The 20,548-nt window shown below is 65.5% G+C and carries 16 protein-coding genes and 1 pseudogene; 9 read left to right on the top strand and 8 right to left on the bottom strand.

The features are described from left to right. The first annotated feature begins 153 nt into the window (after nt 1-153). The 4 genes from ACZ9YD_RS03865 to ACZ9YD_RS03850 all read left to right on the top strand — a co-directional run bounded on the left by ACZ9YD_RS03865 (nt 154) and on the right by ACZ9YD_RS03850 (nt 4,433). On the top strand, nt 154-1,530 hold the full coding sequence (locus tag ACZ9YD_RS03865; protein WP_465073835.1) for a DcaP family trimeric outer membrane transporter: 1,377 nt from the start codon (nt 154-156) through the stop codon (nt 1,528-1,530). Nucleotides 1,531-1,538: 8 nt separating this feature from the next. Then, on the top strand, nt 1,539-1,991 hold the full coding sequence (locus ACZ9YD_RS03860) for a DUF4212 domain-containing protein (RefSeq protein WP_465073834.1): 453 nt from the start codon (nt 1,539-1,541) through the stop codon (nt 1,989-1,991). A 10-nt stretch (nt 1,992-2,001) separates the two neighbouring features. Further along, a complete protein-coding gene (locus ACZ9YD_RS03855; RefSeq protein WP_465073833.1) occupies nt 2,002-3,774 on the top strand; it encodes a sodium:solute symporter family protein in 1,773 nt (590 codons plus the stop codon). A gap of 140 nt (nt 3,775-3,914) precedes the next feature. Continuing rightward, a complete protein-coding gene (locus ACZ9YD_RS03850) occupies nt 3,915-4,433 on the top strand; it encodes a hypothetical protein (RefSeq protein WP_465073832.1) in 519 nt (172 codons plus the stop codon). A 19-nt stretch (nt 4,434-4,452) separates the two neighbouring features. Here the strand turns inward: ACZ9YD_RS03850 and ACZ9YD_RS03845 are convergent, their stop codons facing one another. Next, nucleotides 4,453-5,352: a LysR substrate-binding domain-containing protein gene (locus ACZ9YD_RS03845; RefSeq protein ID WP_465073831.1), complete on the bottom strand. Its 900-nt coding sequence runs from the start codon at nt 5,350-5,352 to the stop codon at nt 4,453-4,455. Between the two features lie 130 nt (nt 5,353-5,482). On the opposite strand from ACZ9YD_RS03845, the gene ACZ9YD_RS03840 reads away from it, so the two are divergent. Then, nucleotides 5,483-6,385, top strand: coding sequence for an NAD-dependent epimerase/dehydratase family protein (locus ACZ9YD_RS03840; RefSeq protein ID WP_465073830.1), 903 nt, complete (start codon nt 5,483-5,485; stop codon nt 6,383-6,385). 19 nt (nt 6,386-6,404) lie between these two features. Here the strand turns inward: ACZ9YD_RS03840 and ACZ9YD_RS03835 are convergent, their stop codons facing one another. From ACZ9YD_RS03835 to ACZ9YD_RS03825, 3 genes are all read right to left on the bottom strand, one after another. After that, a complete protein-coding gene (locus ACZ9YD_RS03835; protein ID WP_465073829.1) occupies nt 6,405-6,860 on the bottom strand; it encodes a hypothetical protein in 456 nt (151 codons plus the stop codon). Between the two features lie 149 nt (nt 6,861-7,009). Then, entirely contained in the window at nt 7,010-7,309 is a 300-nt protein-coding gene (locus tag ACZ9YD_RS03830; protein ID WP_465073828.1) for an EF-hand domain-containing protein, read from the bottom strand. Nucleotides 7,310-7,389: 80 nt separating this feature from the next. Further along, nucleotides 7,390-8,598: a DesA family fatty acid desaturase gene (locus tag ACZ9YD_RS03825; RefSeq protein WP_465073827.1), complete on the bottom strand. Its 1,209-nt coding sequence runs from the start codon at nt 8,596-8,598 to the stop codon at nt 7,390-7,392. 141 nt (nt 8,599-8,739) lie between these two features. Here ACZ9YD_RS03825 and ACZ9YD_RS03820 point away from each other — a divergent pair. Beyond that, a pseudogene (locus ACZ9YD_RS03820) lies at nt 8,740-9,545 on the top strand (ABC transporter ATP-binding protein). Between the two features lie 165 nt (nt 9,546-9,710). Beyond that, complete coding sequence (locus ACZ9YD_RS03815; protein ID WP_465073826.1) at nt 9,711-11,762, top strand: sodium-translocating pyrophosphatase; 2,052 nt, start codon at nt 9,711-9,713, stop codon at nt 11,760-11,762. Nucleotides 11,763-12,022: 260 nt separating this feature from the next. Here the strand turns inward: ACZ9YD_RS03815 and ACZ9YD_RS03810 are convergent, their stop codons facing one another. Beyond that, the gene (locus ACZ9YD_RS03810; protein ID WP_465073825.1) at nt 12,023-12,559 is read right to left on the bottom strand and encodes a hypothetical protein; all 537 of its coding nucleotides are present in this window, start codon (nt 12,557-12,559) and stop codon (nt 12,023-12,025) included. A 260-nt stretch (nt 12,560-12,819) separates the two neighbouring features. Next, a complete protein-coding gene (locus tag ACZ9YD_RS03805) occupies nt 12,820-14,379 on the bottom strand; it encodes a M91 family zinc metallopeptidase (protein WP_465073824.1) in 1,560 nt (519 codons plus the stop codon). A 194-nt stretch (nt 14,380-14,573) separates the two neighbouring features. Here ACZ9YD_RS03805 and ppa point away from each other — a divergent pair, with 194 nt between their 5' ends. After that, entirely contained in the window at nt 14,574-15,104 is a 531-nt protein-coding gene (gene ppa / locus ACZ9YD_RS03800) for an inorganic diphosphatase (RefSeq protein ID WP_232150232.1), read from the top strand. Nucleotides 15,105-15,232: 128 nt separating this feature from the next. Then, nucleotides 15,233-16,342, top strand: coding sequence for an HDOD domain-containing protein (locus tag ACZ9YD_RS03795; protein ID WP_465073823.1), 1,110 nt, complete (start codon nt 15,233-15,235; stop codon nt 16,340-16,342). Nucleotides 16,343-16,677: 335 nt separating this feature from the next. Here the strand turns inward: ACZ9YD_RS03795 and ACZ9YD_RS03790 are convergent, their stop codons facing one another. After that, complete coding sequence (locus ACZ9YD_RS03790) at nt 16,678-19,485, bottom strand: TonB-dependent receptor plug domain-containing protein (protein WP_465073822.1); 2,808 nt, start codon at nt 19,483-19,485, stop codon at nt 16,678-16,680. Between the two features lie 189 nt (nt 19,486-19,674). Beyond that, nucleotides 19,675-20,547 (bottom strand): helix-turn-helix domain-containing protein, encoded by an 873-nt coding sequence (locus ACZ9YD_RS03785; protein ID WP_465073821.1) that lies wholly within the window; start codon nt 20,545-20,547, stop codon nt 19,675-19,677. Nucleotide 20,548: the final 1 nt, after the last annotated feature.

The raw sequence follows: 20,548 nt of genomic DNA, 5'->3' as shown, positions 1-20,548 counted from the left end.
TCCGATAGACCTTGGTCTAACCGCTCAGGCCCGGGACGGGGTACGACCAATGGCGAATGGGCGTGCGCCCTGCATGGGTGCAGTCTCCGCTGTGGACCCGATCGGCATCCGCTCGTGTCGCCGCTTTTTCGAATACCCGTGGGAGGGGAACCAATGACTCATATAACGAAGGCGCGGCCGCGCCTGCTGGCTGCCGCTGTGCTCGCCGCGCTCACCCTGCCCGGCGTGGCATTTGCGCAGACCGCCAAGGAACGCGAGCTCGAAGCCCGCGTGGCCCAGCTCGAGGCCATGGTCCAGCAGCTGGTGACGCAACAGCAGCAGACCGACACCGTGGTGACCGAGGTCCGGACCGCGCAGGCGGCCCAGCCCGTCGCACCTGCGGTGGCCGCAGGCACCGGCGCCGCGGCGCCGATCCAGACCACGACGATCACGCCCGGCGCCAATCCCGGCACCAAGTTCACCGTGGGCGGCATGATCCGCACCGACGCGATGGTCACCAAGACCACCGACGGCGACATCGCCCAGGGATCGGCGGGCCGCGACTTCTATGTGCCCGGTGCGATTCCGGTCGGCGGCGAAGGTCCCGACACCTATTCCGACGCGCATCTGAAGTTCTCGCGCCTGTGGTTCGACGCCAGCACGGTGCTGGATTCGGGCGACAAGCTCGGCGCGCGCGTGGAACTCGACTTCTTCGGCGGCGCGCTCGGCAATCCGGCGGCCACCAACACCTACGGTGCGACGCTGCGCCACGCCTACCTGACCTACAACAACTGGCTGGTCGGTCAGACGTGGTCGAACTTCATGGACACCGGCGCCCTGCTCGACGCGGTCGACTTCGTCGGCCCGACCGACGGCGTGGCCTTCGTGCGCCAGCCGCAGCTGCGCTACACCAGCGGCCCATGGGCGATCTCGATCGAACGTCCCGAAACCACGGTGCAGCCTTTCGGCGGCGGCGCGCGCGTGATCGGCGGCGACAACAGCGCGATTCCCGACGTCATTGCCCGCTACACCCACAAGGGTGACTGGGGCCATGTCAGCTTCGCCGGCATGGCACGCCAGCTGAAGTACGAACCCGTGGTGGGCGCAGAGAGCACCGACACCGGCTACGGCGCGCAGGTCAGCGGCCTGGTCAAGCTGGGCGAGAGCACCGACATCCGCTACCAGGTCAGCGGTGGCGACGGCATCGGCCGCTACATCGGCCTGGCCACGATCCAGCAGGATGCGATGGTGGATTCGGCCGGCGACATCGACGCGCTCGGCGGCTGGGCCGGTTATGTCGGCCTGCGCCAGGTGTTCACCCCGAAGGTCCGCGGCAACCTGTTCTATTCGCGCTCGCAGTGGGACAACGACGCGGCCTGGACCGGCCTGGGTGTCACCCGCAAGGTGCATTCGGTGCACGCCAACATGATCTGGTCGCCGGTGCCCAAGCTCGACTTCGGCGTCGAAGCGATCTGGGGCGAGCGCACGCTCGAATCCGGAACCGACGGCGAGCTGATGCGCCTGCACACGATGGCGCGCTACTCGTTCTGACGTGAGTCATGGCGCCGGCATTGGCCGGCGTCATCCACGCCGCATCGTATGACGATGTCACGGGCATGACGCCCGAAGACAGTCGCAGTCGACGTTACAGACACATGGGGAAAGCGACGCATGTCCACGACGACACCTGCATCCGCACGACCGCAACCGCATCGAACCGACGGCTCCACATCCCGACCGAGGAGGGACGGCACATGCTAGACAAGACCGCAAGTAACTACTGGAAGGCCAACCTCAAAATCATCTTCATCTGCATGGGGATCTGGGCGTTGGTGTCGTACGGATTCGGCATCCTCCTGCGCCCGCTGCTCAGCGGCATCCGCATCGGTGGCACGGATCTGGGCTTCTGGTTCGCGCAGCAGGGTTCGATCCTGTCCTTCATCGCGATCATTGTTTTCTACACCTGGTACATGAACCGGCTCGATCGCGAGTACGACGTGGACGAGAAATAAGGGGCCGGCCATGGATCAATTCACACTTAATCTCATCTTCGTCGGCGGCTCGTTCCTGGTCTATATCGCGATTGCGATCTGGGCACGCGCCGCGTCCACGTCCGAGTTCTACGCAGCGGGCCGAAGCGTCCACCCGATCACCAACGGCATGGCGATCGCCGCCGACTGGATGTCGGCGGCATCTTTCATCTCGATGGCGGGCCTGATTGCCTTCGTCGGCTACGGCAACTCTGCGTATCTGATGGGCTGGACCGGCGGCTACGTGCTGTTGGCGATGCTGCTGGCACCGTACCTGCGCAAGTTCGGCCGCTTCACCGTGCCCGACTTCATCGGCGATCGTTACTACAGCCGCACGGCACGCCTGGTGGCGGTGGCGTCGCTGCTGATGATCTCGATCACCTACGTCATCGGGCAGATGACCGGTGCCGGCGTGGCGTTCTCACGCTTCCTCGAGGTCGACACCAACACCGGCCTGCTGATCGCATCGGGCGTGGTGTTCGTGTACGCCGTGCTGGGCGGTATGAAGGGCATCACCTACACCCAGGTGGCGCAGTACATCGTGCTGATCATCGCCTACACGATCCCGGCGGTGTTCATCTCGATGCAGCTGACCGGCAACGCGATCCCGCAGCTGGGACTGTTCTCCACCCACACTGATTCGGGCATGCCGTTGCTGGCCAGGCTCGACCAGATCCTGGTGGACCTGGGCTTCAACGATTACACCGGCCTGCACGATTCCACCCTCAACATGACGCTGTTCACGCTGTCGCTGATGGTCGGCACCGCGGGCCTGCCGCACGTGATCATCCGCTTCTTCACCGTGCCCAAGGTGTCCGATGCCCGCAAGTCGGCGGGCTGGGCGCTGGTGTTCATCGCCCTGCTCTACACCGTGGCCCCGGCCGTGGGCGCGATGGCGCGTCTGAACATCATGACGACGATCTACCCCGAAGGCACCCAGGCACCGTCGCTCACCTACGAGGCGCGCCCGGACTGGATGCACAACTGGGAAAAGACCGGCCTGCTGGCGTTCGAGGACAAGAACGGCGACGGCATGATCCAGTCCTACAACGAAGCCAGCCCCGAGTTCGCAGCGGTGGCGGCAGAGCGTGGCTGGCAGGGCAACGAGATGATCACCTTCAACCAGGACATCCTGGTGCTGGCAAACCCGGAGATCGCAGGTCTGCCCGGCTGGGTGATCGCCCTGATCGCGGCCGGTGGCCTGGCAGCGGCGCTGTCGACGGCAGCCGGTCTGCTGCTGGCGATCTCGTCGGCGGTCAGTCATGACCTGATCAAACGCACGTTCAAGCCTGACATCAGCGACAAGGGCGAGCTTCTGGCCGCGCGCGTGTCGATGGCAGCGGCCATCGCAGTGGCCACCTGGCTGGGCATGAATCCACCCGGATTCGCGGCCCAGACCGTGGCGTTCGCGTTCGGACTGGCGGCAAGCTCGCTGTTCCCGGCGATCATGATGGGCATCTTCTCCAAGAAGATGAACTCCACCGGCGCGGTCGTGGGCATGGTGGTCGGTCTGGCATCCACCAGCGTGTACCTGTTCACCTACAAGGGCTGGTTCTTCATCCCGGGGACGAACATGCTGGCCGACTCGCCCGAGAACTGGCTGTTCGGCATCTCGCCGCTGGGCTTCGGCGCGATCGGCGCACTGCTGAACTTCATCGCTGCCTACATCACGATGAAGATGACCGCACCGGTGCCGGCGCACATCGAGCATATGGTCGAGGACATCCGCGTTCCGCGCGGCGCAGGCGCGGCGATCAATCACTGACCGCACTGCAATCCTGATGTGACGCGGCCCGCCCCTCCGGGGGCGGGCCGTTTTCGTTTCCGGGCCCATGCCGATGCATGCGCCACCCGGGTCTGTTCGATAATCGTGGGCGTCTTCGCCCGTCGCCGGAACTGCCTTCCATGCTGCTTGAATTCATCGCCATCATCGCCGCCGGCTTCGGCCTGGCCGGTATCGCGCTCTCGATCAATATCGCCATGCGCAAGCGCCTGCCGCAGTGGATCGTGCCCGCTGCGGCCGGGGCGGGCATGCTGGCGATGGCGATCTGGTTCGAATATTCCTGGTTCGACCGCACAACCTCGGCCTACCCCGACGGTGTCGTGATCGCGTCCACCAACCAGGCCAACTCCTGGTACCGCCCCTGGACCTATGTGGCGCCCGTGACCAACCGGCTGATCGCGATCGACCATCGCGCCGACCGGCGCAATCCGACCCATCCGCAGATGGTGCTCACCCAGGTCGTGCTGGCCGGTCGCTGGGAACCGACCCGGCAGTTCGGCGCAATGTTCGACTGCGTCGAACACCGCCGCGCCGATCTGCTCGACCAGGTGGTGTTTGCCGACGACGGCACGCTTGCGAACGCCAAGTGGAATCCGCTGGATGCAAACGATCCGGTACTGCGCGAAGCCTGTGGCCGCTGACCGCTGACCGCTGACCGCATCAGGCAACACCGTGGCCGGCCAGTGCGCCGGCAATGAAATCCACGAAAGCGCGGATCCGCGAGGACACGCCGGAATTGCGGTAATACACCGCGTGCACCGGCTGGCGCACGTCGCGCGTCTCGTCTACGAGCAGTTCCACCAGCCGCCCCGCGCGGCGATCTTGTTCCGTGGTGAAGTCGGACAGGCACGCGATGCCGGCGCCTGACACCGCGAGCGCGCGGACGGTTTCGCCACTGGAACCGGCGACTGTCGGCGCGATCGTCAGTGTTTCGCCATCCGGGCCGGGCAACGGCCAGACGTTGAGATGCGGCAGTCCGGTGAAGCCGAGCAAGGCGTGATCGGCAAGCGCGGGGACCGACATGGGCGTGCCATGTGCGTCCAGATACGCCGGTGACGCCAGGACGCGCAAACGGCTGTCGAGCAGGTGCCGCGCGACCAGACCCGAATCCTTCAGCGGGCCGACACGAATGGCGATGTCGGTGCGATGCTCGAGCAGATCGATGGTGCGATCACTGCTGGTGAGTTCCAGCGTGATCTTCGGATACGCGGCACGGAACGCGGCGACCCGCGGCACCAGCACGTGCAGCAGGAACGACGTCGCCGCATCGACGCGCAGCACGCCTGACGGTCCTGCGCGCAAACCGCGCATGCGGTCCTCGGCAGCGTCCATGCGCGCGAGCACGTCGCGTGCGTCCCCGAGAAACGCGCGTCCTTCCTCGCTGAGCGAGATCCGACGCGTGGTCCGCTGCAGCAGCGTGGTGCCGAGCTTGTCCTCCAGGCGGCCCAGCGCACGGCTGATGCCCGACACCGTCTGCTCGAGCTGACGGGCGGCCGCGGTGATCGAGCCGCTGTCGACGACCGCCACGAAGACCTGCAGTTCGTCCAGCGTGGTCTTCATGGGCAGGCCTTTCGCGGAAAATCAGGGCTTGATTATTGACCATAAATCAAAAGACATCTTCCGAACGACGGGTTTCTGATGCAAATCGGCCGGCGCAGACTGGCCGTCTTCCCCGCATCGAGACGTCTCCATGGATCTCTTCATCACCGGCGTGACCGGTTTCATCGGCGGCTCGCTCGCTACCGCCCTGCTGCGCGACGGCCACACGGTCCGCGGCCTGGTCCGCTCAGCCGAGGCCGCCGCTCGGGTCGAGTCGCTCGGCATCGTGCCGGTGCTCGGCACGCTCGAAGACCGCGAACTGCTGACCCGAGAGGCGCAAGGCGCGCACGCGGTCATCAACGCCGCCAGCAGCGACCACCGCGGCGCGGTCGAGGCCCTGCTCGACGGGCTGCGCGGTTCAGGCAAGGCCTTCCTGCACACCAGCGGGTCCAGCGTCATCGGCGATGACGTCGCGGGCAATGCGCTGTCGCCCCACATCTTCGACGAGAACACGCCGCTGATCGTCGAGCCCGGCAAGCAGGCCCGCCATGCGGTCGACACGCTGATCCTCGCCGCGGCCGGTGACGGCGTACGCAGCGTCGTGCTGTGCAACACGATGATCTACGGCAGCGGCACGGGCCTGGCGCGTGACAGCGTGCAGATCCCGCCGCTGGTGCAGCAGGCGCGCAGCAGCGGCGTGGTCCGCATTGTCGGCCGCGGCATCAACCGTTGGTCGAACGTGCACATCGAGGATGTGGTCGCGCTGTACCGTCTCGCACTCGCGGACGCACCTGCAGGCGCGTTCTATTTCGTCGAGAACGGCGAAGCCTCGTACGCGGAGCTGGGTGCGGCGATCGCGACGCGGCTCGGGCTCGGCGCGGTCGAATCGTGGACCGTCGACGAAGCCGCACAGGTCTGGGGCGAAGGGCACGCGCGTTATTCGTTCGGGTCCAACAGCCGCGTCCGCGGCACGCGCGCGCGCCGCGAACTGGGCTGGGCGCCTCGCCACGATTCGGTCACGCACTGGATCGAAACGGAGATGCCGCTGGACTGACTTCGACGCAGCCGGGCGGTCAGGTCCCGCCCGGCGCCGCCTGCCGCGGCGCTGCGATGCGCAGTGCGCGCCAGAGCAGCCAGAGGAAGACGACGAACGCGACGAACGGATAGCCCGCCGCAAGGCTCGCCACCAGTCGCGCAACCAGGGAATCGTCGATGCCGTGGGCGGCCCACAGCAACAGCAGATCTGCGATGACGACCAGCGCACCCATCGCCAGCACGATGCCGCGCGCGAACGGCGACCCCAACGTCCGCGACACATGCCAGGCCGGCAACAGGAACAGCAGCGACAGGCCCGCCGCCCACGGCGCCGACGCATCCAGCAAGGCGCGCGACTGCGTCGTATCGCCCGGATGACGCCAGTAGCCCCAGAACGGACTGAAGAATCCGATCAGGTTCATCAGCACCGCGGTGGCGAGCAGCGCGACCAGGAACCAGCCGACTGCGCGGCGCAGGTGCACGAGATGCGTCATGTCTTCCTCCCTGAAGCGGATCCGATCGATCCCGCCCCGAGGATAACAACGCCGTCTCCGGTCACGTGGACCCGCGCAGATATCGCGCGAGTTCCGTCCTACGAACGCTGCTCGAATCCATCCGCGTGCATGCGCGTAAGAACGCACATCTATTTCTGCGGTGGCGCCGCGAGTTCGCGCGCGTCGAGATAGCCGTCGCGGTTGGTGTCCTGGCGGTTGAACGTCGCGGCGATTCTGGTCATGTGTTCGGACAACGTCACCGGTCGGCCCTTGCCGCCCGGCAGCTCATCCGCCGTCAGTACGCCATCGCCGTTGCGGTCCATCTGGTCGAATCCGTAACGCATCCACGCCTGGTACTCGGCGAGCGAAACGCGGCCATCGCCGTCGGTGTCCATGTGCTCGAGATACTCGGACGTGCGCGTGACCTGCGCGCCGGCGGCAGTACTCATCGCAAGCGCGACGATTGCACACGCGATGCGGCCGGCCCGCTGCCGGACCGGCCGTGGTGTCGCGATCGAGCCGTGCGTTTTCAGGCGTGCGCGCTCTGCAGCGAGTAACCCTTGAGCCGCGCCGAGTACTCCTGCAACGCGCGGATGCCGCTGGCCTCGGCCTCGCGGCACCAGACCTGCAGGCTATGCAGCGCTTCGCTGGCGTTGTGCGAACGTGCTTCGAGCAGCGCAGTCAGACGCGCGCGATGTTCGACCAGCGTGCGGATGCGCGGGCGCTGGTCGACCCATTGCTGCAACTGCTGGCGTGCGTCGGGCTGCAGCCAGCGACCGTCATCGACCAGACCCTTGCGCAACTTGCGCGGCAACAGCGCGCGCAGCCGCGCACCGGCCGCCCGCGCCTCTTCGCGCAGCGCAGGCTTCAGCACGTTGCGCTGGAAGTCGGTCATCGCCTGGAACCGATGCGTGAGCAACGCCTTCATGGTGTCGGTGTCCGGCGCATGGATGTTGGGACGGATGTCGAGCGAAGGCGCCACGCGCAGCACTTTCGCCAGGCCCACCGATTCCAGTCCCTTGATGACCGCCCAGCCGATGTCGAACTCCCACTTGCGCAGCGCGAACTTGGCCGAACTGGGGAATGCGTGGTGGTTGTTGTGCAACTCTTCGCCGCCGATCCACAGACCCCAAGGCGTCAGATTGGTCGCAGTGTCGGTGGTTTCGAAATTGCGGTAACCCCACCAGTGGCCGAGGCCGTTGACGACGCCGGCGGCCCAGAACGGAATCCACGCCATCTGGATCGCCCACACCGCGACGCCCTTGAAACCGAACAGCGCGAAGCTGACGAACAGCAGCAATGTGGGGCCGAACGTCGCCCACGGCGTATAGACCTTGCGCTCGATCCAGTCGCTCGGCGCGCCCTTGCCGTACTGCTCGATGTCGGCGCGCATGCCGCGCGCCTCGCGGTACAGCTCAACGCCCTGCCAGAACACCGTTTTGATGCCCTTGAAGCGCGGGCTGTGCGGGTCGTCCTCGGTCTCGCACTTCGCGTGGTGCTTGCGATGGATCGCGACCCACTCACGGGTGATCATCGACGTGGTGAGCCACGTCCAGAACCGGAAGAAATGCGCGATCACCGGATGGAAGTCGACGCCACGATGTGCCTGGCTGCGATGCAGGTACAGCGTGACCGCGAGGATCGTCAGCTGCGTGGCGATCAGCAGGTAGACGAGCATCGCGACCCAGCCGAACTGCAGCAGGCCACCGGACAGGAATTCGAGAATCGTGGGGGACATGGGCGCGTCTGAAAGATGTGAACCCATGCATCATGGCGCCATCCCCACCCCCTTTCCATCCCTCCCGTCACGTATGGAAGACCCCGCGATTCAGACTCGCCGCCCGGGTCCCATTCATGCGACGGCGCGGCGCGCATCCGCATGAATCGAAGCCTCACGCACCTGCTGCAACTGGATCGCGCCACGGTGCGTCGCGGCGCCCATGTCGTCCTGGATGCGCTCGATCTGACGATTCCGCTCGGCCGGCACACCGCGATCTCGGCGCGAACGGCAGCGGCAAATCCACGCTGATGCAACTGCTGACCCGCGAACTGCATCCGCTGGCCCATGACGACGGCCGCGTTCCGGTGCGCGTGTTGGGCGCGCATCTGTGGGATGTGCGCAGCCTCCGCGGTCAGCTCGGCATCGTGACCCAACGGTTGCACGAAGATCTGCGCACATTGCCGTCGCTGACCGCGAGCGCGGTGGTCGCCGGCGCGACGCTCGGCGCGATCGCCGACACCAGCGCCACGGATCCAGCGCTGCATGCGCGGGCACTTGCGGCGCTGCAGCGGATGCAGGCCGGCCATCTCGCCGCACGTCGTTACGCCACGCTGTCGGCCGGAGAAGCGCGCCGTGTGTTGCTGGCGCGCGCGCTGTTCCATGCACCGGCCGCACTGCTGCTCGACGAGCCCTCGAGCGGACTCGACGTCGTCGCCCGCGCACATCTGATGACACAGATCGGCGAAATCGCTCGCGCCGGCACCACGCTGGTGCTGGTCACCCATCACCTCGAAGAACTGATCCCCGAGATCAGTCACGTCGTGTTACTGCGCGCGGGCCGCGTGCTCGCCGACGGTCCGCGCGACCTCGTGTTGACCGATGCGTTGCTGTCGCAGGCCTTCGACGCGCCGGTGCATATACGCACCGATGCAGACGGCACGTTGGCACTGACGATGGCCGGCTAGGCATTTCGGCTGCCGGTGTCTTTTGGCACGGCATCGCAGGCGTCGCCCCATCCGAGGACCTGTCCTCAAGCCAGTGCGCCGGCCCGCGCGCGCTGTGCGATAGTCGGCGCGCATCACCGCATCACCGCTGTCCGTCTTGGCATACCGACTCTGGGAGGGGTTTCCATGCTCGAGCAACACGGTTTGTGGCTGGCACTGGGCTGTGCCGCCATCGCGATTCTCTACGGCGTGATCTCCGCCGGCTGGATCAACCGGCAACCTGCCGGCAACGCACGGATGCAGGAAATCGCAGGCGCGATCCAGGAAGGCGCCCGCGCGTATCTCAATCGACAATATCTGACGATCTCGATCGTCGGCGCCGTGCTGTTCGTGTTGATCGGCGTGTTTCTGGGCTGGGCGACCGGCATCGGCTTCCTGCTCGGCGCGGTCCTGTCGGGCGCGGCGGGCTACATCGGCATGAACGTGTCGGTGAAGGCCAACGTGCGCACGGCCGAAGCCGCGCGCCGCGGCATCGGGCCGGCGATGGACGTCGCGTTCCGCGGCGGCGCGATCACCGGCATGCTGGTCGTCGGCCTCGGTCTGCTTGGCGTGGCCGGGTACTGGATGCTGCTGCCCCACTTCGGCATCGCGAACGAAGCCGCGCTGCATGCGCTGGTGGGCCTCGCCTTCGGCAGTTCGCTGATCTCGATCTTCGCGCGTCTCGGTGGCGGCATCTTCACCAAGGGCGCCGACGTCGGCGCGGATCTGGTGGGCAAGGTCGAAGCCGGTATCCCGGAGGACGACCCGCGCAATCCCGCGGTGATCGCCGATAACGTGGGCGACAACGTCGGCGACTGCGCGGGCATGGCGGCCGATCTGTTCGAGACCTACGCGGTCACCGTGATCGCGACCATGCTGCTCGGATTCCTGATGGCGCCCACCGTCGGCGCGAACGGCGTGCTGTATCCGCTGGTGCTCGGTGGCGCGTCGATCCTGGCGTCGATCGTCGGCACGTTCTTCGTCAAGGTCAAAGCCGGCGGCTCGATCATGGGCGCGCTGTACAAGGGCGTCATCGTGTCGGGCGTCATCGCCGCCGCGCTGTTCTGGCCGATCACGATGCAACTGATGGCCGACAACGTACACGGCGCCGCCAATCTCTACTGGTGTGCGTTGATCGGCTTGGTGCTGACCGGCGCGATCGTCTGGATCACCGAGTACTACACCGGCACGCAATACGCACCGGTGCAGCACATCGCGCAGGCGTCGACGACCGGCCACGGCACCAACATCATCGCCGGCCTCGGCGTGTCGATGAAGTCCACCGCGATGCCGGTGATCGCGGTGTGCTTCGCGATCTGGGCGTGCTTCTCGTTCGCGGGGCTGTACGGCATCGCGATCGCGGCGACGGCGATGCTGTCGATGGCCGGCATGATCGTCGCACTCGATGCATATGGGCCGATCACCGACAACGCCGGCGGCATCGCCGAGATGGCGGAACTGCCGTCGGAAGTCCGTGATGTCACCGATCCGCTGGACGCCGTCGGCAACACGACAAAGGCGGTGACCAAGGGCTATGCGATCGGCTCGGCGGCGCTCGCGGCGCTGGTGCTGTTCGCCGACTTCACCCACAACCTGGAAGCGAAGTATCCGGGCACCGAGTTCCGGTTCGACCTCGCGGATCCCGCGGTGATCATCGGCCTCTTCATCGGCGGCCTGATTCCCTACCTGTTCGGCGCGATGGCGATGGAAGCGGTGGGTCGCGCGGCAGGCGCGGTGGTCGAGGAAGTGCGCCGCCAGTTCCGCGAGATCCCCGGCATCATGGCCGGCACCGCGAAGCCGGACTACTCGCGCGCGGTCGACATGCTGACGAAATCGGCGATCAAGGAAATGATCGTGCCGTCGCTGCTGCCGGTGCTGGTGCCGGTCGTGGTGGCGCTCGGCATGAATGCCCTGATGGGACCGGGCGCCGGCATCCGCGCACTCGGTGGTCTGCTGATCGGCACCATCGTCACCGGCCTGTTCGTCGCGATCTCGATGACGACAGGTGGCGGCGCCTGGGACAACGCCAAGAAGTACATCGAGGATGGCCACCACGGCGGCAAGGGCAGCGAAGCCCACAAGGCCGCAGTGACCGGCGATACCGTCGGCGATCCCTACAAGGACACCGCGGGGCCGGCGATCAACCCATTGATCAAGATCATCAATATCGTGGCGTTGCTGCTGGTGCCGCTGCTCTAATTGAGCGCCTCACTTTGCATTGCTTCTAGCCCCTCTCCCTCCGGGACTACGTGCCCGCCGGGGTAGAGGGGTTGGGGTGAGGGCTGAAGCAGACGCCGCGCCAGACAAGCACGCGAGGTTTCGAACCTCGCGCCGGTTGATCGATGCGCCGATGGTTTTCGCTGCGCTCTACCCATCCTACGAAGCGTGATCTCGGGATCGGCAACGATGCACGCGGGTGATGCGTCGCGGATTTCACGGTCCCATCGCTCGACGCACACCTACTTCTCGAATGTCCCACTCGTCATATCGAACCACGGCGTACACAGCACCTGCTGGTCGTCGGCATAGCCGAAGTCGGCCTGCCAGACCTGCACGTCGCCGCTGTCGTCGGACGCGAACAGACGCGCGTCGTCCGCAATGCCGATGCCGACGCACCACTGCACCTGCGCCGGCGTCGAAGCGAGCCAGTTGGAGAAGCGGAAGGTGGCATCGACGCTCGCGCCAGGCTCGACCCGGCGCGCGAGGGGCGTGGGCGGCACGGTCGGCGCAGGCGTGGGCAACGCACGCGCGACATGCGAGAGCGTCGCGCGCGTGCCGGCATATTCGCGCAGTGCAGGCACACCGACATCGCCGGACGCCATGCGCTTCGTTAGCACCGCATGGCGATCGCCGCGGTCGAATACGACCAGCGGCACCGTGCCGGTATTGCGGATGCGGTAGTCGACACGCACACCCTCGTCTTCGCGCGCGAACACCGCTTCCAGTCCGACACCTTCGGCGTCGACGTGGGCGCGCGCGGAATCGCTAGGGGGCATTGCGGACCTCGGGACGGGACGTGGGGAGTCGCTGGACACCGCCGGTGCCGGCAGTACTGCGCAGGCGAGACACACGGCGGCGACGGCACTCCGGAACGGAGCATGGTCGTGCAGGTGTGAGGGTGGCGCGCTGACGAGAGCGCGCGGATCGTCGGTCATCGGCACAGTGATCCTGGGGGGTTGTCACGACGCTGGATGCAGGCGCCTCAACAGGAAAGGGGCGATGCACGCATGCACCGCCCCCACGTCACGACCTACTGTCAGAGCGCGTAGCTCGGACGGTCGGGCATGCCCAGTTCGCGGCGGATGCCGTTCTCGGTCAAGTAAATCGGATTGTGGGTGATCGCGCCGCTACCGTCGAAGTCGTATGGCGTGGCACTGGTCTCCAGTCCAACGGCCTGTCGTTCGGCGTTGGGCACCTGGCCATTGTCAGGGCCGGTGCCGCGATACGTGCCCTGCAGGAAGGAGCCGTTGACGCCGTTGTAGGCGTGCGACATCTCATGGAACAGGACCACTGACGGTGCCGGGAACGCGTCCATGTGGAAGGACGGGTTGTAGCTGATGGTCACGTCACCACCGGCGCCCGGGCGACCATTGACGATGTCGGCGTCATTGCTGAAGGTCTGGGCGTAGCCGTTGTCCTCGTTCGACAACTCCTGGATCGTCACGGTGTTGCCCTTGGCCTCGGCCGCCTTGTCGAACTCGGCCATCATCTGCTGGCCGTTCGGCGAGGCGCGCAGGAAATCCAGTTCGGACTGCATGCGCTGCACGAAGGCATCGGAGCCCTGCACGCGCACGCCGCGATCGCCGACGGTGTTGTCGATCTCGACATTGACGACGGTCGGCCGTGCACCCGTCGCCGCATTGACGACGTCGCTGGCTTCCGAATAGATCGTGGCCTGCGCGTTCGCGCCTTCGATCGTGTCGCTGCCTGCGCCGGCATAGACCGTCGTGCGGCCGTCACCCACGTTCACCACGTCGTCGCCACCGCCCGCGGAAAGAATGTCGAACGTGCCACCGCCGTGGATCACATCGTCACCGCGGCCGCCTTCGATGTAGTTGGTGCCGCTACCGGCATGGATGGTGTCGCTGCCATCACCGCCGTAGATCACGTTGACGCCGCTACCGCCGAAGATTTCGTTGGTGCCGCCAGTGGTGTGGATGTCGTTGCGGCCGCTGCCGGTGGCGCGGATGGTGTCATCCCCGTCGCCACTGGTGATGCGGTTGTCGCCGTCGCCCTCGATGTCGAGGTTGTTATCGCCATCGCCGGCATCGACCACGACATTGACCTGCACGTTCGACGCGACCTGGATGGTGTCGTTGCCGGCGCCGGTGCGCAGGGTCAGTTCCTGGCCTTCGGCCAGACGCACTTCGTAACTGTCGCCGTTGACCGACACGTCCAGGGTGCCGTCGTCGCGCTGGCTCACACCGACGTTGTCGTCGCCGGTGCCGGTGGTGAACACCACCTGGTCACGGCTGATGTAGCCCTGCGCCTGGGTACGCTCGCGGGTCACGTCGACATTGGCATCGCTGTGCAGCTTGTCGCTGACGACCGGCTTGCCGTCCGGCGTGCTGCCGGTCGTGCGCCCGGTGGCGTTGGTGCTGCCGCCGTCGATGCCGATCGCGCCATTGGGCGCACGCTCCGGCGCATCCAGCGTCGAGATATCGGGACCATCGCCCAGACCCCCGATGTCGGCGTGGTCGTCGACACCGCCGGCGGCTGGACCGTCATGCGTGTGCGTGTCGTTCGGGGCCAGCGGGTTCTGCCAGTAGCCTTGCGCGGCGGTGGCGGTCGGGGACAGCGAATCGAGCGTGGTCATCGGGACGGGCCTGCGTCAGCGAAAGTCGGGCGTCCATATGTACGCCACCGTATGGCCGGACCATACTGGGGCGTACCCTTGGTCCGTCGACGCGTTTGCTGTTGCATCGGAAACCACCGCGCACGATCACCGCTGCGCCGCAACATCACAGGCCGTAAAATGGGCGCTCTTACGACCACTGGAAGTGCATCGCTATGGGCCTGGGCTCCGTCTCCACCGGCAAGAATCCGCCGGACGAAATCAACGTCATCATCGAAATCCCGAAGGACGCCGAGCCGGTCAAGTACGAGGTGGACAAGGAAAGCGGCGCTATCTTCGTCGACCGCATCCTGTCCACGCCGATGCGCTACCCCTGCAACTACGGCTACGTGCCCAACACCGTCTGCGGCGATGGCGACCCGGCCGACGTTCTGGTGGTGCTGCCGCTGCCGCTGATCCCGGGCTCAGTCATCCGTTGCCGCCCGGTCGGCGTGCTGAAGATGACCGACGAGGCCGGCAGCGACGAGAAGATCCTCGCCGTGCCGATCGACAAGGTGTTCGGCGGTTACGCGCATGTCGACGACCTCGACAAGGTGTCGGCACATTGGCTCGAGCGCATCGGCCACTTCTTCGAGCACTACAAGGATCTCGAGAAGGGCAAGTGGGTGAAGATCAGCGGCTGGGGCGACGCGGCCGAGGCCAAGGCGCTGCTCAACGAGGCCATCGCTGCCTACGCGGCCGAGTAAAGCGTCGCGACGGCGTCGCTGCCGTCACAGTTCGCAACACGCCGCAGATACAGGAGCGGCGTGATTGCTACTATCGTCGCCAGTCGCGCCACCGGGTGGGTGCCCGCGACGATCAGGGGATTTCCATCGTGCGTATTCTGTTCGTGGGCGGCGAAGACAGCCTGCCGTCCGGCCTCATCGATCTCGTGTCCGACATGGACGACGCCTGGCAGGTCCAGCGCGCCGTCGACGGCACGGCCGCCACTGCCCTGATTGCCGACGCGCCGCAGGATGTCGTGGTCGTTGCGCCGACGTTGCCGGACATGCCGGTTGCGACCCTGCTCGGCCAGATCCGCACCTTGCGTCCCGAAACCTCGCGCATCGCGGTGTTCGGCGGCCAGCCGCCTGCGCGCGTGCTGTCATTGGCGCATCGTTTTCTACCGCTGCCGGTTGGCGAGGCCCAGTTGCTGGAAGCGATCGGCAGCCTCGAGGAACTGCGCGAGCTGCTCGACAACCCGGTTCTGCGCGAGCGCATCGGCCAGATCGAAAAACTGCCATCGCCGCCACAGACCTATCTGGCGCTTGCGCACGCGCTGGAATCCGACGACGACACCAGCGCCAACGACATCGCGCAGCTGATTTCGGGAGATCCTGCGATCGCGGCCAAGGTCCTGCAGCTGTGCAATTCGGCGTATTTCTCGGCTGGCCGCACCATCACCGATCTGCGCTCGGCCGTGACCCGGCTGGGCATGGCGACGATGCGCGATCTGGTGCTGGCCAGCGAGGTGTTTGCGCACGCGGCGCGCAGCGATCTCGACCGCCCGGCGATGCAACAGCGCGCCCTGGTGGCGTCACAGCTCGCCCGACGCTTGCTGCCCGAATCCAGCGCCGAGCTCGGCGCCACCGCAGCCCTGCTTGCCGACATCGGCCTGCTGCTGCCGGGCGTCCGGGACGAACGCGCGCCCGCGGAGACACAGCCCGAAGACGCACCGGGCCATACCGAAGCAGGCGCCTATCTGCTCGGCCTGTGGGGCCTGCCGATGCCGATCATTGAAGCGGTAGCGTTCCAGCGCGATCCCGCCCGGGCTGGCACACGCAGCTTCTGGATCACCGGCGCAGTCCATGTCGCGACCGCACTCGCCTCAGGCGAGCCCGTGCGCGAGGAGTATCTGCAGCGCACCGGCGTCCTCGACAAGCTCGACGGATGGCGTGCGCATGCAGACCGCTTGCGTGGTGTGGAAGACGCGCAGCCTGCCTGACTTGACGCGCGCCTGCATCACCCGGGGCGCGACACTTACGCCAGCGTCTGCGTAGTGGCCCTACGTCTGGGTGAGACGTCATCCTGTGGCGACGCGTACGGCGGCGACATGGCCATCTTTTTTACCAACCGATTGGGCTTATACGCGTCGAATTGATGGCGCGGCAGAAGAGCGAAGCGTGAATCACGTGGAGAATCGGCCGCGCCGACAGCAAAAAAAAGGCCGCCCTCGGGCGGCCTTTTCTTGAACAGGTATGGATGTTCGACACGCGGTGGCACCACACAGAACTACGGCCCCTTTCGGGGCCGCAGTAAATCACACAGGGCTTCGATGGATCAGAAGCGCTGGGTGTAACGCATGTACATGAAGCGGCCGATATCGAACTCGGGGTAGTACGGGAATGCCGTGCTGACATTGCCGCCGCTGAACATGATCGACGCTTCCTTATCGAAGACGTTGTCCACGCCGAGCGAAACCGTCGCGTCCCACGGTGCGTTGTAAGCCACCTGGACGTTGTGGAACGTGTTGGAACCCAGTCGGTTACGCGGAGCGGTCTCACCGTTCTGGAAGCGATCCGGATCCGTGCAGGGACGGTTCGTGACGCAGCCGTCGTTGATACCGGAGTAGTAACGCATGTTCCACGTCAAGTTCCACTCTTCGTTGATTTCCCAGTTGGTGCCCAGCGTCGAACGGATACGGAAGACGCCCGGATCGCCCACACCGCCGACGTAGATGTTGTCGCCATCGGCGTTCTGGCCCAGCGTGTCGTACTTGGAGACGTAACTGGTCTGCCAATCGAAGTTGAAGCGACCGATTGCGGTATCGGCAAGACGGTAACGCGCACCGAAGTCCCAGCCTTCCGTCTCGAGTTCACCGAGGTTGGTCAGACCGAAGAACATGTTGCTGATGTGGCCGTCAGCAGCACGCGTGATGCCGGCACAACGGCTGGCATCGCCCAACACGTAGCAGTCACGCAGGATGCGGTCGACGCTGTCGGAGATGATGAAGTTGGACAGCTTGTAGTTGTACCAATCCAGGCTCAGCGTCAGGCCTTCTGCAAAGCCCGGGCTCCAGACAATGCCCGCGGTCTTGCTGATGGACTCTTCCGGGCCGAGATCCGGGTTGGAGCCGGACAGGAACTGGTCCGGCGTCTGGCACGGCCACGCGGTGCAGGGCTCGAGACCCTGACCCAGCTGCACGTAGGTCGGCGACACGCCGGCCGCCGTACATGCCGCATTTCCCGCAACGCTGCCCGACACGCCAACCGAACAAGGATCGGTGTAGCTCTCGAAGCTGCCGCCGATGCCGCCGAAGAGGTTGTCAATGGACGGCGCGCGGAAGCCCTGCGCCCATGTGCCGCGCAACGCAACCGTCTCGATCGGACGCCAGATGAAGCTAGCCTTGGAGTTGGTCGTCTCACCGAAGTTGCTGTAATCGGAGTAACGCGACGCCAGATTGAAGGTCAGCTCCTGCGCGAATGCCATGTCGGACAACACCGGGATGTTGAGCTCGGCGTAGGCCTCGTTGACCTCGTACTCACCTTGGGTGGTCGTCGCCGGCAGGCCGGTCGAGTTTCCACTCTGGTTGAACGCGTCCGGTACGAAACGACCCGTCTCTTCACGACGCTCGACGCCAACCGCGAACCCCAGATCGCCAGCCGGCAGCTCGAACAGGCCGCCACTCAGATTGGCCGAATAGATCTTGCTGCTGGTTTCGCCGGTATCGGTATAGGTCGGAAACAGGAAGTTTTGGAGTTCGGGATTAGCAAGCGAACCCTGGCCGGCCACGCCGAACGGAAGCAGCGGGTTCCACGGTGTGCAGCCGTCGATTGGATCCGCAGCCGTACCACAGCGCGCCACGCCATTGGCATCGAGATACGACGGACCAAGGGCAGGCGCGGTTGCCAGCAGACTGGCATCGCCGTGGCCGGTCTTGGTCAGCTCGTTGCGGTTGTTCGCGTAGCTGACGTTCCAGTCCCACGGACGCTCGTTGACCTCGAAATAGCCACTGAGACCAGCCACGACACGGAACGTGGTCAGCTCGCTGCGCGTAGTGCGCGGCACCTCCCACAGACGACGACGGAATTCGATGTCCTCGCCGACCGGATTGAACACGCTGTCACCGGACAGCGGGGTGCCAAAGGCAGCCGACTGGTACGGGTAACCAGCGATCTGCTGGTCGGTGGCGCGCTTGTTGTAGAGGATGTCGCTGTTGAACGTGATGCTGTCAGTCAGGTCGTAATTGATGTTCGCAAACACCGACTTACGCTCCAGACCCGTCTGCAGCAGCATCTGCTGGTTCGAGTTGGCATTGTAATCGGCCGTATGCGGCACGTAATCGGCTGCATTGGTCGGGTCACCGCCATCACGCAGGGTGACCCACTGCTGAAGTGCTTCATTGAACCAGGAGCCATTCTGGCTAACCGGGCTGAAGCCCGAGCCTGGGTAATCCGGACCGGCATTACCGAACGCACTGAAGAAACGATCGCCTGCGAACACCGGGTCGTTCTCGAGGAACTCGGCCGAGAGCGTGATGCCGCCACGGTCGTTGCTGGTGCCGAAGGTAGCGGAGTAGATCGTCTCGCCACCGTCGCCGTCGGTGTACTGGCCGTACTGGACCGAGGCTTCCGCGCCGTCAAAGCGCGAGCGGGTGATGACGTTGACCACAGCCGCAATCGCATCGGAGCCGTACAGGGCGGATGCACCGTCCTTCAGGATGTCGATGCGCTCGATGGCCGACACCGGGATCTGGCTCAGATCCTGCAGGCCGCCGGTCGTTGCGCCCAGGCGCACACCGTTGAGCAGGACGAGCGTGCGGTTGGCGCCGAGGTTACGGATATCGATGTAGTAGCCACCGACATTCTCGCCGGATGCCAGCGCGTCGGCGCGCGAGATGGCCGGCGAGCCCGCGGACGAGATGTTCTGCAGCAGGTCGGCCACCGTCGCCTGACCCGAGCGCGCAATTTCTTCACGCGACACAGTCAGGATCGGCTGCGAGTTTTCAATCTCGACGCCGCGGATACGCGAGCCGGTGACCTGGATACGGTCGAGCTCAGTTGTGCCAGTCGCGGCCTGCTCCTGCGCGAACGTGACCGCCGGCGCAAAGGCAGCGAGGATCGCCGCCGGCAAAAGGCCCTTCCGCATAGCGGGAGTGCGAAGGTTCTTCAAAATTCTCTCTCCAGAGTGTGTGCGTTACTGAGGCGTTAAGACGCCATTCGCACGTTACGTCCGGAGCCACCTTCACTGCCTTGCCGCTGCCAGCCACTCGCTTTGCCGAATCTGGCGCATGTGGAAGCTGGGCTGCTTTGAAGCGATCTGCGTCACGCCTTCATGTTAAGCGGATGCGCACGTCTCGTTACCGCTCATCCCGCCGTCGGGGCGGCTCAAATTACTGCGATACCGACTCGCCGGCACACCATGGTGGTTCTTGAACGCGCGCGCGAAGCTGCAGCAGTTGTCGAATCCGCTGGCTGCCGCCACCTCGCCCACCATCATCGACGTTGTACCCAGCAGCTGCGCCGCTCGCTCCAATCGCAGCCGGACAGAAAGCGCTTGAGGGCTCTCGTCATATAACGCATGGAACGCTTTGGAGAAGTACCAGCTGGAGAAGCTCGTGAGATCCGCCAGCTCGCTGATCCTGACGACGCGATCCGCGTTGCCTTCAAGATATAGCCGTGCTCGCTGCATGCGGCCGAACACCTGCCGCTTGCGACTGCGCGAGCGGCCTGGGCAGCGGCGGACGCGCGCTGCAAGGTCACGCTGGACGTGCGCAAGCTGCAGCAGCAGCGGACGCACCGACAGGGCATCACCGTCCGCCTGTGCCGCTTCGCGCCAGAGCCGCAGCAAGATTCGCACCTCGCTGCCAGGCAATCGCCCACGACCTGCGTAAAGACTTCCATCACTCAGTGCCTGCATTGATTCCAAGGCACTGCCGTCCAGTGCGATGCCAACACACAGCCCCTGCGGACCACTCTGCACCAGTGGCGACGATTCCTTCTCGAACGCCATCCAGTCGCCACGGCGCATCCGGAAACGGCCTTCCCGCGATTCGATCCAGCCGTCACCGCGTACCTGGATCCAGAGACTGAAGACGGGCGCGGTCACCTGCACAGCACCCAATCGGGACGCACCGATACAACGGGCTGCTTGTGACAGGCCTTCCAGCGCTTGCATCTGGCCGCGTGCAGCCCACAGACAATTCGACATT

The organism is Luteimonas sp. AC640a, from assembly GCF_979256585.1.
Note: the sequence above shows the minus strand (reverse complement) of the source record. Positions and strands in the feature narration are given on the sequence as shown.

Coding starts and splice junctions, on each gene's coding strand:
- ACZ9YD_RS03865 (WP_465073835.1), top strand. CDS start 154: ATGACTCATATAACGAAGGCGCGGCCGCGCCTGCTGGCTGCCGCTGTG.
- ACZ9YD_RS03860 (WP_465073834.1), top strand. CDS start 1,539: ATGGCGCCGGCATTGGCCGGCGTCATCCACGCCGCATCGTATGACGAT.
- ACZ9YD_RS03855 (WP_465073833.1), top strand. CDS start 2,002: ATGGATCAATTCACACTTAATCTCATCTTCGTCGGCGGCTCGTTCCTG.
- ACZ9YD_RS03850 (WP_465073832.1), top strand. CDS start 3,915: ATGCTGCTTGAATTCATCGCCATCATCGCCGCCGGCTTCGGCCTGGCC.
- ACZ9YD_RS03845 (WP_465073831.1), bottom strand. CDS start 5,352: ATGAAGACCACGCTGGACGAACTGCAGGTCTTCGTGGCGGTCGTCGAC.
- ACZ9YD_RS03840 (WP_465073830.1), top strand. CDS start 5,483: ATGGATCTCTTCATCACCGGCGTGACCGGTTTCATCGGCGGCTCGCTC.
- ACZ9YD_RS03835 (WP_465073829.1), bottom strand. CDS start 6,860: ATGACGCATCTCGTGCACCTGCGCCGCGCAGTCGGCTGGTTCCTGGTC.
- ACZ9YD_RS03830 (WP_465073828.1), bottom strand. CDS start 7,309: ATGAGTACTGCCGCCGGCGCGCAGGTCACGCGCACGTCCGAGTATCTC.
- ACZ9YD_RS03825 (WP_465073827.1), bottom strand. CDS start 8,598: ATGTCCCCCACGATTCTCGAATTCCTGTCCGGTGGCCTGCTGCAGTTC.
- ACZ9YD_RS03815 (WP_465073826.1), top strand. CDS start 9,711: ATGCTCGAGCAACACGGTTTGTGGCTGGCACTGGGCTGTGCCGCCATC.
- ACZ9YD_RS03810 (WP_465073825.1), bottom strand. CDS start 12,559: ATGCCCCCTAGCGATTCCGCGCGCGCCCACGTCGACGCCGAAGGTGTC.
- ACZ9YD_RS03805 (WP_465073824.1), bottom strand. CDS start 14,379: ATGACCACGCTCGATTCGCTGTCCCCGACCGCCACCGCCGCGCAAGGC.
- ppa (WP_232150232.1), top strand. CDS start 14,574: ATGGGCCTGGGCTCCGTCTCCACCGGCAAGAATCCGCCGGACGAAATC.
- ACZ9YD_RS03790 (WP_465073822.1), bottom strand. CDS start 19,485: ATGCGGAAGGGCCTTTTGCCGGCGGCGATCCTCGCTGCCTTTGCGCCG.
- ACZ9YD_RS03785 (WP_465073821.1), bottom strand. CDS start 20,547: ATGTCGAATTGTCTGTGGGCTGCACGCGGCCAGATGCAAGCGCTGGAA.